Origin of the sequence: Stenotrophomonas sp. P2112, from assembly GCF_041897515.1 — a bacterium.
GTDB classification, from domain to species: domain Bacteria; phylum Pseudomonadota; class Gammaproteobacteria; order Xanthomonadales; family Xanthomonadaceae; genus Stenotrophomonas; species Stenotrophomonas sepilia.
In genome coordinates this window covers 2890741-2906067 of the sequence record NZ_CP169216.1, presented here as the reverse complement: position 1 = coordinate 2906067, position 15327 = coordinate 2890741, and the positions used below count along the sequence as shown (strand labels likewise).

14 protein-coding genes are annotated in these 15327 nt (G+C 67.2%); 11 read left to right on the top strand and 3 right to left on the bottom strand.

Features of this window, described 5'->3' with window-relative positions:
- Window positions 1-524: 524 nt before the first annotated feature.
- The 3 genes from ACEPA4_RS13515 to cysS are packed head-to-tail and all read right to left on the bottom strand — an operon-like array spanning window position 525 to window position 3652.
- Window positions 525-1772 (bottom strand): MFS transporter, encoded by a 1248-nt coding sequence (locus tag ACEPA4_RS13515; RefSeq protein ID WP_005417718.1) that lies wholly within the window; start codon window positions 1770-1772, stop codon window positions 525-527.
- Complete coding sequence (locus ACEPA4_RS13510; protein ID WP_005417717.1) at window positions 1769-2221, bottom strand: SufE family protein; 453 nt, start codon at window positions 2219-2221, stop codon at window positions 1769-1771. The genes ACEPA4_RS13515 and ACEPA4_RS13510 overlap by 4 nt, the downstream gene beginning before the upstream one ends.
- Window positions 2222-2275: 54 nt before the next feature.
- Window positions 2276-3652, bottom strand: coding sequence for a cysteine--tRNA ligase (gene cysS, locus ACEPA4_RS13505; protein ID WP_065186038.1), 1377 nt, complete (start codon window positions 3650-3652; stop codon window positions 2276-2278).
- 186 nt (window positions 3653-3838) lie between these two features.
- Between cysS and ACEPA4_RS13500 the strand changes: the two genes are divergently transcribed.
- From ACEPA4_RS13500 to ACEPA4_RS13450, 11 genes are all read left to right on the top strand, one after another.
- A complete protein-coding gene (locus ACEPA4_RS13500) occupies window positions 3839-4402 on the top strand; it encodes a hypothetical protein (RefSeq protein ID WP_065178248.1) in 564 nt (187 codons plus the stop codon).
- Between the two features lie 319 nt (window positions 4403-4721).
- Complete coding sequence (locus ACEPA4_RS13495) at window positions 4722-5732, top strand: N-acetylornithine carbamoyltransferase (RefSeq protein ID WP_005417714.1); 1011 nt, start codon at window positions 4722-4724, stop codon at window positions 5730-5732.
- Window positions 5733-5799: 67 nt separating this feature from the next.
- On the top strand, window positions 5800-6993 hold the full coding sequence (locus ACEPA4_RS13490; RefSeq protein WP_065186039.1) for an argininosuccinate synthase: 1194 nt from the start codon (window positions 5800-5802) through the stop codon (window positions 6991-6993).
- Window positions 6994-7153: 160 nt separating this feature from the next.
- Entirely contained in the window at window positions 7154-8242 is a 1089-nt protein-coding gene (locus ACEPA4_RS13485; RefSeq protein WP_139727395.1) for an acetylornithine deacetylase, read from the top strand.
- 76 nt (window positions 8243-8318) lie between these two features.
- Entirely contained in the window at window positions 8319-9647 is a 1329-nt protein-coding gene (locus ACEPA4_RS13480; RefSeq protein ID WP_065178251.1) for an acetylglutamate kinase, read from the top strand.
- Window positions 9648-9650: 3 nt separating this feature from the next.
- On the top strand, window positions 9651-10253 hold the full coding sequence (locus ACEPA4_RS13475; protein WP_065186041.1) for a GNAT family N-acetyltransferase: 603 nt from the start codon (window positions 9651-9653) through the stop codon (window positions 10251-10253).
- Complete coding sequence (argC, locus tag ACEPA4_RS13470) at window positions 10250-11203, top strand: N-acetyl-gamma-glutamyl-phosphate reductase (protein ID WP_065178253.1); 954 nt, start codon at window positions 10250-10252, stop codon at window positions 11201-11203. The genes ACEPA4_RS13475 and argC overlap by 4 nt, the downstream gene beginning before the upstream one ends.
- Window positions 11204-11223: 20 nt before the next feature.
- Window positions 11224-12519 carry an argininosuccinate lyase gene (gene argH, locus ACEPA4_RS13465; RefSeq protein ID WP_065178254.1) on the top strand — a complete coding sequence of 432 codons (1296 nt, stop codon included), beginning with the start codon at window positions 11224-11226 and terminating at the stop codon, window positions 12517-12519.
- Window positions 12519-12782: a YciI family protein gene (locus ACEPA4_RS13460; RefSeq protein ID WP_065178255.1), complete on the top strand. Its 264-nt coding sequence runs from the start codon at window positions 12519-12521 to the stop codon at window positions 12780-12782. Before argH ends, ACEPA4_RS13460 begins: the two co-directional genes overlap by 1 nt.
- Before the next feature lie 11 nt (window positions 12783-12793).
- Entirely contained in the window at window positions 12794-13951 is a 1158-nt protein-coding gene (proB, locus tag ACEPA4_RS13455) for a glutamate 5-kinase (protein WP_065186042.1), read from the top strand.
- Window positions 13948-15219: a glutamate-5-semialdehyde dehydrogenase gene (locus ACEPA4_RS13450; protein WP_235649388.1), complete on the top strand. Its 1272-nt coding sequence runs from the start codon at window positions 13948-13950 to the stop codon at window positions 15217-15219. Before proB ends, ACEPA4_RS13450 begins: the two co-directional genes overlap by 4 nt.
- Window positions 15220-15327 lie beyond the last annotated feature (108 nt).

Genomic DNA, 15327 nt, shown 5'->3' with positions numbered 1-15327 from the left:
CGGCCTTGGCCGGGTTTTTTGTTGGGTTCGAGTTGGCTGTGTAGAGCAGCGCCTTCCGGGTATCGGGTGGAGCCTGCGGGTGGGTCCGGGCAGGACACGCTGCAAGTACATCCCTGTAAGCTCGGCCGCGGCATCCATGCCGCGGACGGTCCCGCCCGGACCCACCCCCAGGCTCTCGACGGTTTCCTGCGTGCGCGGCCGATGTAGAGCCGAGTCCACGCTCTGCTCAGGCCGACAGGAGCGGTCATGCGTGCTCGCGGCTGTTGAGTCCGCCTTGTAGCGAGCCGAGCACCGCAGGGGAATCCGGGGCGAAGAGGCGCCGCTGTTTGAGCGCAGCGAGTTCGGCGCCGTCCCCTGATTCACCGAGGAGCACAGGGCACCGGCGCGCAGCGCCGGCTCGCGGATGGCGGAGCGTTTCTTTGGTTACTTTCTTTTCGCGAAAAGAAAGTGACAAGCCCAATCATCGAGGGAGAGCAACGGCCCCAGCCAAACACCCGGCGCCGCCGAATCCGCTGTTAGCAGCGTCACTGCAGGTCGCGAAGATTCAGTTTCCGCAGCGTTGGGTTCTTCCACGCGGTGATCCCGGCCACGCTCAGCACCGCGAATCCGCCCAGCACCACCGCCGGCACCAGGCCGAGCAGCTTCGCCATCGTGCCGGCATAGAACGCGCCCAGCTCGTTGGACGAACTGATGAAGATGCCGTTGATCGACGATACGCGACCGCGCATCTCTTCCGGCGTAGCCAACTGCAGGATGGTCGAGCGGATCACCACCGAGACACCATCGAACGCGCCGTAGAACAGCAGGATCAGCGCCGACAGCCAGAAGTGCTGCGACAACCCGAAGCTGATCACGCACAGGCCGAAGCCCGCCACCGCGAACAACAGCACGCGGCCAGCATTGCGGTGCAGCGGGTGGCGCGCCAGCCACAGGCCTACGCACACCGAGCCCAGCGCAGGCATCGCGCGCAGGATGCCCAGGCCTTCCGGGCCGTGGTGCAGGATCTCGTGCAGGAACGCCGGCAGCATCGCCACCACGCCGCCCAGCAGCACCGAGAACATGTCCAGCGCCATCGCGCCGACCATGATCCGGTTGCCGACCACGAAGCGCGCGCCTTCAGCGATGCTCTTGAAGATCGGGGCGGCCGGACCGGTATGCACCGGTTCTTCCACCTTCAGCGTGGCCAGGCAGGCCATCGCCACCAGCGCAAAAGCGGTGGCCACTGCGTAGGACAGGCCCTTGCCACCGAAGCCGACCAGCACGCCACCCAGTGCCGGGCCGGCGATCATGCCGGCCTGGAACACCACCGCGCCCAGGCCGGCGCCACGCGCGAACTGGTCACGGGCCAGCACGCGGGCGAACAAGGCGTTGTAGATCGGCGACAGGAAGGCGCGGACCATGCCGGTCAGCGCGATGGCCGCGTAGATCGGCCACACGCCGTCAATCGGCAACCAGCCCATGGCCACGCTGGTCAATACCAGTGCAGTGGCGATCAGCCCGCAACAGGCGACCATGCCCAGCCGACGGCGCGGCAGGTGATCCACCAGGTAACCGGCGAACGGAGCCACGCAGAAGAACGGCACGACCTCGGCCAGGCCGATCAGGCCCAGCGAGAACGGATTGCGGGTGACTTCGTAGATGTGCCAGCCGACAGTGACCGCGACCACCTGGTAGGACAGCATCGCAAAGATGCGGTAGGCCAGCAGCCTGGCGAAACCGGGCCGGGACAGCAGGCCCAGTGCACTGTCTTCGGCCGTGGCGGGCTCGCTCACGACGGGTCGCGCTGCAGCTGCGCCTGCGCCGTCTCACGGATGAACGCCAGCATCGCCGCCACGCCGTTGCTGCGGGTGGGCGAGAGGTGGCGGGCCAGGCCGATGTCCTGGATGTAGCTCGGTTCGGTGGCCAGGATCTCCTGCGCCGAGCGCCCGGAGTACACGCGCAGGGCCAGGAAGATCAGGCCGGAGACAATCGCCGAATCGCTGATGGCATGGAAGCGCAGCGACTGCGCGTTGCCTTCCGGCACGATCCAGACCATCGACTGGCAGCCGAGCAGGCGATGCTCTTCGGTCTTCCATTCTTCCGGGAAGGCCGGCAGCTTGCGGCCGAGGTCGATCAGGTACTGGTAGCGCTCGGACCAGTCGCCGAAGAAGCCGAATTCCTCGGCGATGGCGGTCTGGGCCTCGGCGGCGGTGGATTCAAGCGGGAACGGGGAGTCGGTCACAACAGTCTCTACGGTGGGGGCCTGGCCGGCGGACCGGCCACGGGGCAGGGCAGGTCAGCTGCGCTTGCGCGACCAGCGAACGCCCTGCGGGGTGTCATCCAGCACGATGCCTTCGGCGGCCAGCTGGTCGCGGATGGAGTCGGCACGGGCGAAGTCGCGTGCCTTCTTGGCCGCGGCGCGCTCGTCGATCAGGCCCTGGATGCGGGCATCGTCGCCGTCATCGCTGGCCGCGGTGCCGAACCACTGCGCCGGATCGGCCTGCAGCAGGCCCAGTGCCAGGCCGGCGCCGAGCAGTTCACCCTTCAGGCGCGCCTGCTCGGCCGGGTCGGTGGCACGACGCGCATCGGCGGCGATGCGGGCCACTTCGGCCAGCGCCTGTGGGGTGTTGAGATCGTCGTCCAGGGTCGCCTCGACCGTGGCCGGAATCACTGCCGTGGCCTCGATCGACGCCAGTTCGCGCAGGGTGCCGTACAGGCGGTCCAGGGTGCGCACCGATTGTTCGATCAGCGCATCGGACCAGTCCAGCGGCTGCCGGTAGTGGGCCGACAGCAGGGCCAGGCGCAGCGCTTCTGGCGGATGCTGGCGCACCAGATCATGCACGCGCTCGATGTTGCCCAGCGACTTGCTCATCTTGGCGCCGCCGAAGTTGAGCATGCCGTTGTGCAGCCAGAAGCGGGCGAAGATCTTGCCGCCGTGGGCGCATTCGCTCTGCGCAAGCTCGTTCTCGTGGTGCGGGAACTGCAGGTCGACGCCGCCGGCATGGATGTCGATGGTCTCACCCAGGTGAGCCGCGGCCATCGCCGAGCACTCGATGTGCCAGCCCGGGCGGCCACGGCCCCAGGGCGACGCCCAGCCGGGCAGGTCGTCGCTGGACGGCTTCCACAGCACGAAATCACCCGGGTCGCGCTTGTACGGGGCCACGTCGACGCGGGCGCCGGCCAGCATTTCGTCGGGGTCGCGGCGCGAGAGCTTGCCGTAGCCGTCGAAGCTGGCCACTGCGAACAGTACGTGGCCCTCGGCGGCATAGGCATGCCCGTTGGCGATCAGCTGCTCGATCATGGTGATGATCTGCGGAATGTGCGCGGTCACCTCCGGTTCGATGTCCGGCGGTACCACGCCCAGCGCGGCCATGTCTTCACGGTAGGCGGCGGCGAACTTGCCGGTGATGGTGCTGATCGGCACGCCCTGCTCGCGGGCGGCGGTGTTGATCTTGTCGTCCACGTCGGTGATGTTGCGGGCGTAGCGCAGCGCGCCGAAACGGCGCCGCAGCAGATCGGCCAGCACCCCGAACACCACCGGGCCACGGGCATTGCCGATGTGCACGTAGTTGTAGACCGTGGGGCCGCACACATACAGGGTCGGACAGGCCGGGTCGAGCGGAGTGAACGGTTCGAGCTGGCGAGTCAGGTTGTTGTGCAGGCGCAGGGTCATGGGGCTGTGGCTGGGGGACAAGCCTGTGATTTTAGAACGTGTCGGCCCCCTTTGGGGGCACTGGCTGCCACCGGTGGACGCCGGTTCCTCCGGGTGGGGTGGGCAGGAGCAGCGTGGACGGGTAATGTTCAGCCCCTTGCGCTCGCCACTGCCTACACTATTGCCGTGTCCTTGCTCCCGTCGCCAATGAAATCCACCGCGTTGCTGACCCTGGCCTACCTGTCGGCGCTGCCCGCCGTGGTGCTGGCCCAGGAGGCCGAGCCCCGCAACCGGGTGGTGATCGTGGAGAACGTGAAGTTCGACTACGCGCAGGTGCTGAACGTCGAACCCGTGTTCCAGACCCTGCGCGCGACCCGCACCGAGGAGCACTGCGAGCCGGTGTCGACCCGGACCCTGGCCCCGGTGAACGTGACCGGCGAGGAGCCGGTCGAGGACAAGGGCCGGATCAGCCGCTTCTGGGACTCGGTGCGCTCGATGTTCAAGCGCAGTGACGAGGAGGCCGTTGAGGAGGTCGGAACCGAGTCGCCGGCCCCGGCGCCGGCCAACAACGGCCCCATGCTGACCCGCGACTGCCGCATCGTGCCGGTGGGGCGTGAATTCCGCCGGCCCATCGCCTACGACGTGGATTACGTCTACAAGGGCACCAAGTACCGCTCGCGGCTGCCGGAAGACCCCGGCAACCGGCTCAAGATCCGGGTGTCGATCACCCCCTGGGTCGGTCCGGAGCAGGGCGCCGCCGGCAATCCCTGATTCTGCGACCCCGGCCCCTTGCGCCGGTCACGGCCGCATGCAAAGATATTCGGCCATGAAGCTCACCGACTTCCAGCACGACAGCAGCGCAGCCCGACAGGCGTCTGGCATGACCTCGCGTGCGCGTCGACCGGAACCCCACATTCTCGCTGGGTAACCGGAGCTTTTTGCTGTTCGTCCGAAAAAAACCCAGCCCGCCGGCTGGGTTTTTTCGTTTCTGCGTTCTGAAAGCTGCAACTGCAACCTTTTCGCTCCACCTTTGGTTCCTGCTTTTCCCTTCCACTGCGTCGAACCCGGCGCCGCCACGCAAGGAAAGATGATGTCCCCCAAGCACTTCCTGAACACCCAGGACTGGAGCCGCAGCGATCTCGACGCGCTGCTGACCCAGGCCGCGCTGTTCAAGCGCAACAAGCTCGGCGACCAGCTCAAGGGCAAGTCGATCGCGCTGGTGTTCTTCAACCCGTCCATGCGCACCCGCACCAGCTTCGAACTGGGCGCGTTCCAGCTCGGCGCCCACGCGGTGGTGCTGCAGCCGGGCAAGGATGCGTGGCCGATCGAGTTCAACCTCGGCACGGTGATGGACGGCGATACCGAAGAGCACATCGCTGAAGTGGCCAAGGTGCTGGGCCGTTACTGCGACATCATCGCCGTGCGCGCGTTCCCCAAGTTCGTCGACTGGGCCTACGACCGCCAGGACATCGTCCTCAACAGCTTCGCCAAGTACTCGCCGGTGCCGGTCATCAACATGGAGACCATCACCCATCCGTGCCAGGAGCTGGCCCACATCATGGCGCTGCAGGAGCACTTCGGCACCCAGGACCTGCGCGGCAAGAAGTACGTGCTGACCTGGACCTACCACCCCAAGCCGCTGAACACTGCCGTTGCCAATTCGGCGCTGACCATCGCCACCCGCATGGGCATGGACGTGACCCTGCTGTGCCCGACCGCCGACTACATCCTCGACGACCGCTACATGGGCTGGGCCGAGCAGAACGTGGCCGAGAGCGGCGGTTCGCTGAAGATCAGCCATGACATCGACAGCGCCTACGCAGGCGCCGACGTGGTCTACGCCAAGAGCTGGGGCGCGCTGCCGTTCTTCGGCAACTGGGAACCGGAAAAGCCGATCCGTGACCAGTTCAAGCACTTCATCGTGGACGAACGGAAGATGGCGCTGACCAACAACGGGGTGTTCAGCCACTGCCTGCCGTTGCGCCGCAACGTGAAGGCCACCGATGCGGTGATGGATTCGCCGCAGTGCATCGCCATCAACGAAGCCGAGAACCGCCTGCACGTGCAGAAGGCGATCATGGCCGCGGTTGCCGGGCGCTGATCCAACACTTCAGCCGACCAGCGGTCGGCTCTACCGAATTCCCATCCCCCAAGTGGACCTGACCCCCATGAGCAACAAAGACGTCGTTCTCGCCTTCTCCGGCGGCCTGGATACCAGCTTCTGCGTGCCGTACCTGCAGGAGCGTGGCTACAACGTGCACACCGTGTTCGCCGACACCGGTGGCGTGGATGATGAAGAGCGCGATTTCATCGAGAAGCGCGCCGCCGAACTGGGCGTGACCAGCCACGTCACCGTCAATGGTGGCCCGGCCATCTGGGAAGGCTTCGTCAAGCCGTTCGTGTGGGCCGGCGAAGGCTACCAGGGCCAGTACCCGCTGCTGGTTTCGGACCGCTACCTGATCGTCGATGCCGCGCTGAAGCGTGCTGCCGAGCTGGGTACCCACATCATCGCCCACGGCTGCACCGGCATGGGCAACGACCAGGTCCGCTTCGACCTGGCTGTGAAGGCACTGGGCGACTACCAGATCATCGCGCCGATCCGCGAGATCCAGAAGGAACACACCCAGACCCGCGCCTACGAGCAGAAGTACCTGGAAGAGCGCGGCTTCGGCGTGCGCGCCAAGCAGCAGGCCTACACCATCAACGAGAACCTGCTGGGCGTGACCATGTCCGGCGGTGAGATCGACCGTTGGGAAGCCCCGGGTGAAGGCGCGCGTGGCTGGTGCTCGCCGCGCAGCGAATGGCCGGAACAGGCGCTGACCGTGACCCTGAAGTTCGTTGAAGGCGAAGCCGTGGAACTGGACGGCAAGGCGCTGCCGGGCGACCAGATCCTGGCCCAGCTCAACAAGCTGTTCGCCCCGTACGGCGTTGGCCGCGGCGTCTACACCGGCGACACCGTGATCGGCCTGAAGGGTCGCATCGTGTTCGAGGCCCCGGGCCTGGTTTCGCTGCTGGCCGCGCACCGCGCGCTGGAAGATGCCGTGCTGACCAAGCAGCAGAACCGCTTCAAGCCGGACGTCGCACGCAAGTGGGTGGAGTTGGTGTACGAAGGCTTCTACCACGACCCGCTGAAGACCGACATCGAGGCCTTCCTTAAGTCCTCGCAGGCCAAGGTCAACGGCGAAGTGGTGCTGGAAACCCGCGGCGGCCGCGTCGATGCAGTGGCGGTGAAGTCGCCGCACCTGCTCAACGCCAAGGGCGCCACCTACGCGCAATCGGCCGACTGGGGCGTGGAGGAGGCTGAGGGCTTCATCAAGCTGTTCGGCATGAGTTCGACGCTTTACGCGCAAGTCAACCGCTGAGCGGTTGACCTGTGACGGGGGCGCCGGCCGCTGGCCGGCGCTTCGCAGCGTCAATGGAGGGTAGTGCCGGCCGCTGGCCGGCTCGTGGCACGGCTGGATCATTGCGCAGCCGGCCAGCGGCCGGCACTACCGATTTCAAACCCTACGGATATTCAGACACATGCTTGAACAGACGCTCGATCACCTGCAGGCTCTGGTGTCGTTCGACACCCGCAACCCGCCGCGTGCGATCACCACCGGCGGCATCTTCGATTACCTGCGCGACAACCTGCCTGGCTTCAACGTCGAGGTGATCGACCATGGCGCGGGTGCGGTCAGCCTGTACGCCGTGCGTGGGACGCCGAAGTACCTGTTCAACGTGCACCTGGATACCGTACCGGACTCGCCGCACTGGAGTGCCGATCCGCATGTGATGCGGCGCCTGGACGACCGTGTGGTCGGCCTGGGCGTGTGTGACATCAAGGGCGCCGCCGCTGCACTGGTGGCGGCGGCCAACGCCAGCGATGGCGACGCCGCGTTCCTGTTCTCCAGCGACGAAGAAGCCAACGACCCGCGCTGCATCGCCGCGTTCCTGGCCCGTGGCCTGCCGTATGAAGCCGTACTCGTGGCCGAACCGACCATGAGCGAAGCGGTGCTGGCGCATCGTGGCATCAGCTCGGTGCTGATGCAGTTCGCCGGGCGGGCAGGGCACGCCTCGGGCAAGCAGGATGCGGCCGCCAGCGCATTGCACCAGGCCATGCGCTGGGGAAACCGCGCGCTGGATCATGTGGAATCGCTGGCTTCGGCGCGCTTTGGCGGACTGACCGGCCTGCGCTTCAATATCGGCCGCGTCGAAGGCGGCATCAAGGCCAACATGATCGCACCGGCTGCTGAGGTGCGCTTCGGGTTCCGCCCGCTGCCGTCGATGGACATCGATGGCCTTCTGGCGACCTTCGCCGGTTTCGCCGAGCCGGAAGCCGCCGTGTTCACCGAGACGTTCCGTGGTCCCAGCCTGCCCGCCGGTGACATCGCCGAGGCCGAGAACCGCCGCCTGCTGGCGCGCGATGTGGCCGACGCGCTTGAGCTGCCGATCGGCAATGCCGTGGATTTCTGGACCGAGGCGTCGCTGTTCTCGGCCGCTGGCTATACCACACTGGTATTCGGCCCGGGTGACATCGCCCAGGCCCACACCGCCGATGAGTTCGTGACGCTGGACCAATTGCAGCGCTATACCCACGCCGTGCACCGGATCATCACCGCCGGCGCCTGATCGACCCCACAACGCCGCCATGCCCCGGGCATGGCGGAACTGCAACGCGGCGACCGCCGCCTGTGACGAAACCGAAATGTCTCCTGCCCTCCAGCCCCACCGCCAGACCCGCCAGACCATCGTGCGCCTGCTTTCCAGCATGGCCAGCGCGAAGGAGATCAGCCAGTACCTCAAGCGCTTTTCGCAGCTGGATGCCAAGCGCTTCGCCGTGGTCAAGGTCGGCGGCGCGGTGCTGCGCGACGATCTCGACGCGCTGACCTCTTCGCTGTCGTTCCTGCAGGAAGTCGGGCTGACCCCGATCGTGCTGCACGGCGCCGGCCCGCAGCTGGATGCCGAGCTGTCGGCGGCCGGCATCGAGAAGCAGACCGTGAACGGCCTGCGCGTGACTTCGCCGGAAGCATTGGCGATCGTGCGCCGGGTGTTCCAGCAGTCCAACCTGCGCCTGGTCGAGGCGCTGCAGCAGAACGGCGCACGTGCCACCTCGATCACCGGTGGCGTGTTCGAGGCCGAGTACCTGGACGTGGACACCTACGGCCTGGTCGGCGAGGTGAAGAAGGTCAACCTGGCACCGATCGAGGCCAGCCTGCGTGCCGGCTCGATCCCGGTCATCACCAGCCTGGGTGAAACCGCCGGTGGCCAGATCCTCAACGTCAACGCCGACTTCGCCGCCAACGAGCTGGTGCAGGAGCTGCAGCCGTACAAGATCATCTTCCTGACCGGCACCGGTGGCCTGCTGGACGAGGCGGGCAACGTGATCGATTCGATCAACCTGTCCACCGAATACGACCACCTGATCGCGCAGCCGTGGATCCACGGTGGCATGAAGGTGAAGATCGAACAGATCAAGGACCTGCTCGACCGCCTGCCGCTGGAATCGTCGGTGTCGATCACGCGTCCGGCCGACCTGGCCAAGGAACTGTTCACCCACAAGGGCTCGGGCACGCTGGTGCGCAAGGGTGAGAAAGTACTGCGCGCCACCGCCTGGAGCGAGCTCGACCTGCCGCGGCTGAAGGGCCTGATCGAATCCAGCTTCGGCCGCACCCTGGTGCCGGACTACTTCGAAAAGACCAGGCTGCTGCGTGCCTATGTCAGCGAGAACTACCGCACTGCGGTGATCCTCACCGACGAGGCCGAAGGCGTGTACCTGGACAAGTTCGCCGTGCTCGACGACGCGCAGGGCGAAGGCCTGGGCCGCGCGGTCTGGAACGTGATGCTGGAGGAGACCCCGCAGCTGTTCTGGCGCTCGCGCCACGGCAACCCGATCAACCACTTCTACTACGCCGAGTCCGATGGCTGCTACAAGCAGGACCATTGGAAAGTGTTCTGGTTCGGCGCCGATGGCATCGACCGGATCAAGACCTATGTCGACCACTGCGCGCAGCGCGCACCGAGCCTGCAGGGCTGAGCGATGACCAATCCTGACGTTTGGAACACGGTGCCTACCCTGCGCGGCCAGCACGTGGCGCTGCAGCCGCTGCAGCTTGAGCATGTCCCCGGCCTGCGCGCTGCCCTCGAAGGCAGCGGCCTGGACCAGCTCTGGTACACCCAGGTGCCGTCACCGCAGCAGGTCGAGCACTATGTACAGGCCGCGCTGCAGGCGCACGCCGAAGGCAAGGTGCTGCCGTTCGTGATCCGCGACGCCGCCGGTGACATCATCGGCAGCACGCGCTTCTACGACATGGATGCCAGCGTGCCCAAGCTCAGCCTCGGCTACACCTGGTACACGCCGCGCGTGCAGCGCACCGGCGCCAACACCGAGGCCAAGCTCTTGCTGCTGCAGCACGCCTTCGAGGCCATGGGCTGCATCAGCGTGGTGCTGGAAACCAGCTGGTTCAACGTCACCTCGCGCACCGCCATCGCCCGCCTCGGCGCCAAGCAGGATGGCGTGCTGCGCAACCACAAGCGGCACGCCGACGGCACGCCGCGCGACACCGTCATCTTCTCCATCATCGATGCGGAATGGCAGGGCGTGAAGCGCCACCTGCAGTACCGCCTGGACAGTCACGCATGAACGATTCGACCTTCACCCTGGGCATCGTCGGTGCCCGCGGCCATACCGGCGCCGAGCTGATCAAGCTGGTGGCCGCCCACCCGCGGCTGAAGCTGGCTTTCGTCTCCTCGCGCGAGCGCGCCGGGCAGCGCCTGTCCGACCACCACCCGGAATTCCAGGGCGAGCTGCAGTACGAAAACCTGGACGCCGATGCGGTGGCGGCCAAGGGCGTGGACGCGGTGATCCTGGCCCTGCCCAACGGCCTGGCCGCGCCGTTCGTGGCTGCGCTTGAAACCGCGAAGCCGGACACCGTCATCGTCGACCTCTCGGCCGACTACCGTTTCGACAACAGCTGGTACTACGGCCTGCCGGAGCTGACCCGCGGCCGGTACAACGGCCAGAAGCACATCAGCAACCCGGGCTGCTATGCCACCGCGATGCAGCTGGCGGTGCATCCGCTGCTGGACCTGCTGGCGGGTCCGCCGCAGTGCTTCGGTGTCTCCGGCTACTCCGGTGCCGGTACTACGCCGTCGGACAAGAACAACGTCGAACTGCTGGCCGACAACCTGATGCCCTACGCGCTGACCAACCACGTGCACGAGCGCGAGGTGTCCGTACAGCTGGGCGTGGCGGTCGAGTTCATGCCACACGTCGCGCCGCACTTCCGTGGCATCACGCTGACCGCCAACCTGTGGCTGAACCGCGTGCAGACCCGTGAGCAGATCGTCGAGCGCTTCCAGCAGGCCTATGCCGGTGAACCCTTGATCGAAGTGCTGGACGAAGCGCCGTGGGTCAGCCGCATCGCCGGCCGCCACGGTGCCCAGGTCGGTGGCTTCACGCTCGCGCCGGGCGGCAAGCGCGTGGTCGTGGTGGCGACGCTGGACAACCTGCTGAAGGGCGCGGCCACCCAGGCCATGCAGAACCTCAACCTCGCGCTGGGCATCGACGAACTGACGTCGATCCCGCACTGAACACGCATTCCGGAGCCCCCATGGCAGACCTTCTTTGGCAGAAGCCCGGCGTCGCCGTCGACGCCCAGATCCAGACCTTCCTCGCCGGCGACGACGTGATCCTCGACCGCGAGTTCTTCCTGCATGACATCGCTGCCAGCGCCGCGCATGCGCAGGGCCTGCAGCACATCGGCATCCTCAGTGCCGATGAGCTTGCCGGACTTCTGCGCGAACTGGAGATCCTGGCGCAGGACTTCCGCGAAGGACGCTTCGTGCTGGATACGCAGTACGAGGATGGCCACTCGGCGATCGAGGCGCGCCTGACCGAACGCCTTGGTGATGCGGGTCGCAAGATCCACACCGGCCGCAGCCGCAACGACCAGATCCTGGTCGCCACGCGCCTGTGGCTGAAGGAGAAGCTGCAGCGCGTTGCCCAGCTCAGCACCGAAGTGGCAAAGGTCGCGCTGGACCGCGCGCAGGCCGAGAAGGACCTGCCGATTCCCGGTTATACCCACATCCAGCGTGCCGTGGTGTCCTCGGCCGGCATGTGGTGGGCGGGCTGGGCCGAGGCCTTCATCGACAACGCCATCCGCGCCCGTGACACCCATGCACTGGTCGATGCCAATCCGCTCGGCACCGCCGCCGGCTACGGCGTGAACCTGCCGCTGGACCGCAAGCACACCACCGCCGCGCTGGGCTTCGCGCGCATGCAGATCTCGCCGATCTACGCGCAGCTGTCGCGTGGCAAGTTCGAGCTGGCTGCACTGGAAGCGCTCGGTGGCGCCACGCTGGACCTGCGCCGCATTGCGTGGGACCTGTCGCTGTTCACCAGCGCCGAGTTCGGCTTCGTCGCGCTGCCGGCGCAGTACACCACCGGCAGTTCGATCATGCCCAACAAGCGCAATCCGGATGTGATCGAGCTGATGCGCGCCACCCACGCCAGCGTCGCCGCTGCGCGCACCGAGATCGAGCAGCTGCTGTCGCTGCCGTCCGGCTACCATCGCGACCTGCAGTCGTCCAAGGGTGCCATCTTCCACGGCTTCGGCCGTGGCCTGGCCGCGCTGGAGCTGCTGCCGGCGCTGCTGGCCAACCTGGAATGGCGCGACGACAGGCTGCGTGCGGCGATCGATTCGGGCATGTATGCCACCGACGTGGCGGTGGAAGCGGCCGTGGCCGGTGTGCCGTTCCGCGAGGCCTACAAGGCCGCTGCGGCCGGTGCCGACAGTGCAGGGCAGGGACGCACGCCGGAAGGCAGCCTGGCTGCGCGTGTATCGCCGGGCTCGGCCGCTGACCTGCGCCTGGACGAACTTCGCGCGCGCTGGCAGGCGTTGTCCTGATGGCGGCCACGGTGTATCTGGTGCTGGCGATGCGCCGGCCGGACTTCAACGATGCAGCGGTGCAGCCGCATCGTGATTTCCTCGATGCGTTGCAGGCTCAGGGCAAGCTGCAGCTGACCGGTGGCTTCGCCGATGGCAGCGGTGGCGCCTACGTGCTGTGCAACGTGGACAGCCTGGCGCAGGCGCGGGCCATCGTCGCCACCGATCCACTGGTGACGATGCAGGCCTCCGACCTGACCGTGCACGAATGGAACACCCGCTGAGAGCCTGACCGATGATCCAGCACGCTGCCCTTGTCGCCTCGCCGTTCCCCGAACAGGTGCTGCCGCCGTGGCGGCGTGCGGTGCTCAAGGTCGGCAGCAGCCTGCTGGCAGCCGATGGCGGCGGCCTGTCGCCACGCCACGCGCTGGGCCTGGCGCAGTTCGTCTCGGCCAATCTCCTGGCCGGGCGCGAGGTGGTGATCGTATCTTCCGGCGCGGTCGCTGCCGGGCGCGCAATCCTGCCTCGGGCCGATGAGCCTGGCGCGGCGATGGCGGCGAGGCAGGCCCTGGCCGCGCTCGGCCAGGCCCAGCTGATCGGGCTCTGGCAGCGCTTCTTCGAGCGCCCGGTGGCGCAGGTGCTGCTGACCCACGACGACCTGCGCAACCGCCGCCGCTACCTCAATGCACGCGCCACGTTGAGTGAACTGTTGCGCCTGGGCGCATTGCCGGTGGTCAACGAGAACGACACCGTGTCGGTGGATGAGCTCAAGCTCGGCGACAACGACAACCTGGCTGCCACCGTGGCGGCGCTGGTCGACGCCGATGCGCTGTTCATCGCCACCGACATCGATGGCCTGTACAGCGCCGACCCGCGCACCGTGGCCGATGCGCGGCCGTTGCACGACGTGCCGGAACTGGGTGACGAGGTGCTGGCGATGGCGGGCGGCGCCGGCTCGCGCGCCGGTACCGGCGGCATGCGCACCAAGCTGGAGGCGGCGGCGAAGGCCGGACGCCTGGGCATCGAAACCTATCTGTTCAATGGCCGCAGCGGTGACGTGGTGCGCGCGCTGGCGCAGGACCGCCTGTTCGGCACCCGCATCCATGCCGCACGCAGCCGCGAGGCCGCCCGCAAGCACTGGCTGCGGCATGCACCGCTGGCCGAGGGTGTGATCGTCATCGATGCCGGTGCGGCACAGGCGATGCGCGAGAAGGGCGCCTCGCTGCTGCCCGGTGGCATCACCGGTGCAGAGGGCGTGTTCCGCCGTGGCGACATGGTGCAGGTGTGCTGGAACGCGCCGCAGGGCCGTGTCTGCGTCGCGCGCGGCGTCAGCCAGTACGCGGCCGATGATGTGCGCCGGATCGCCGGCCGCCATTCGCGCGACATCGAGGCCGTGCTCGGCTACAACTACGGCGGCAGCGTCGTCCATCGCGACGATCTGGTGCTGCCATGACCGGTTTGAAGGACACACCGATGAGCGAGATCGAAGCGCAGGCGCGTGCCTGCCGTGATGCGGCGCAGATCGTTGCCGGCCTCGACGGCGCGGCACGACGCACGCTGCTGCTGGCGATGGCGCAGGCGCTGGAAGTGAATGCAGGGTTGATCCTGGCCGGCAATGCACGTGACCTCGCCGCCGCGCGCGAGAAGGGCGTGGGCAGCGCCATGCTCGATCGTCTGGCACTGGACCCGCCGCGCCTGTTCGCGATGGCCGAAGCCGTGCGCGAAGTGGCCGGATTGCCAGATCCTGTCGGCGAGGTCACCCGCGATGACGTGCGCCCGAATGGCATCCGCGTGCAGAAGGTGCGCGTGCCGCTGGGCGTGATCGCGATGATCTACGAGGCGCGCCCGAACGTGACCGCCGAAGCCGCGGCGCTGTGCCTGAAGGCGGGTAACGGCGTGATCCTGCGCGGTGGTTCCGAGGCAATTCACTCCAACACCGCGATCGCGCAGGCACTCGCCGGTGCATTGAAGGCCAATGGCGTGCCGCCGGCCGCCGTGACCGTGCTGACCGACCTGCGCCGCGAGGCGATGCTGGAACTGCTGCAGCTGCATGAGCTGATCGACCTGGCGATTCCACGGGGTGGCGAAGGCCTGATCCGTTTCGTTGCCGAGCATGCGCGGGTACCGGTGATCAAGCACTACAAGGGTGTCTGTCATCTGTTCGTGGATGCCAGCGCCGACCTGGGCAAGGCTATCGACCTGCTGGTGGATGGCAAGTGCAGCCGGCCAGCCGCCTGCAATTCGCTGGAGACACTGCTGGTACACCGTGACGTAGCCGATTCCTTCCTGCCGCGCGTGGCGCAGGCGCTTGGCCAGCGTGGCGTTCAGCTGCGCGCCGATACGCAGGCGCAGCCGCTGCTGCCGGGCAGCACGGCGGCGACCGAGGAGGACTACGCCGCCGAGTTCCTCGACCTTGTGCTGGCCGTGCGCGTGGTGGACGACCTCGATGCGGCCATCGCGCACATCCGCCGCTATACCTCCGACCACACCGAAGTGATCGCGACCGCAGACGCCGACCATGCCGAGCGCTTCGTCACTGCGCTGCGCTCGGCGGTGGTGATGGTCAATGCCTCATCGCGCTTCTCCGATGGTGGCCAGCTGGGCCTGGGCAGCGAAATCGGCATTTCCACCACGCGCCTGCATGCCTATGGCCCGATGGGTCTGGAAGCGCTCACCGTCGAACGTTTCGTGGTGCGTGGCGAAGGGCAGACGCGCACATAAGTGGAACCACGCCATGCGTGGGTGTTCTTCGCGGCAGACCCCGGTGCCGACCATGATCGGCACCCACCAGGCACAAGCGCCGACCAGGGTCGGCACCCCACCGGGTTG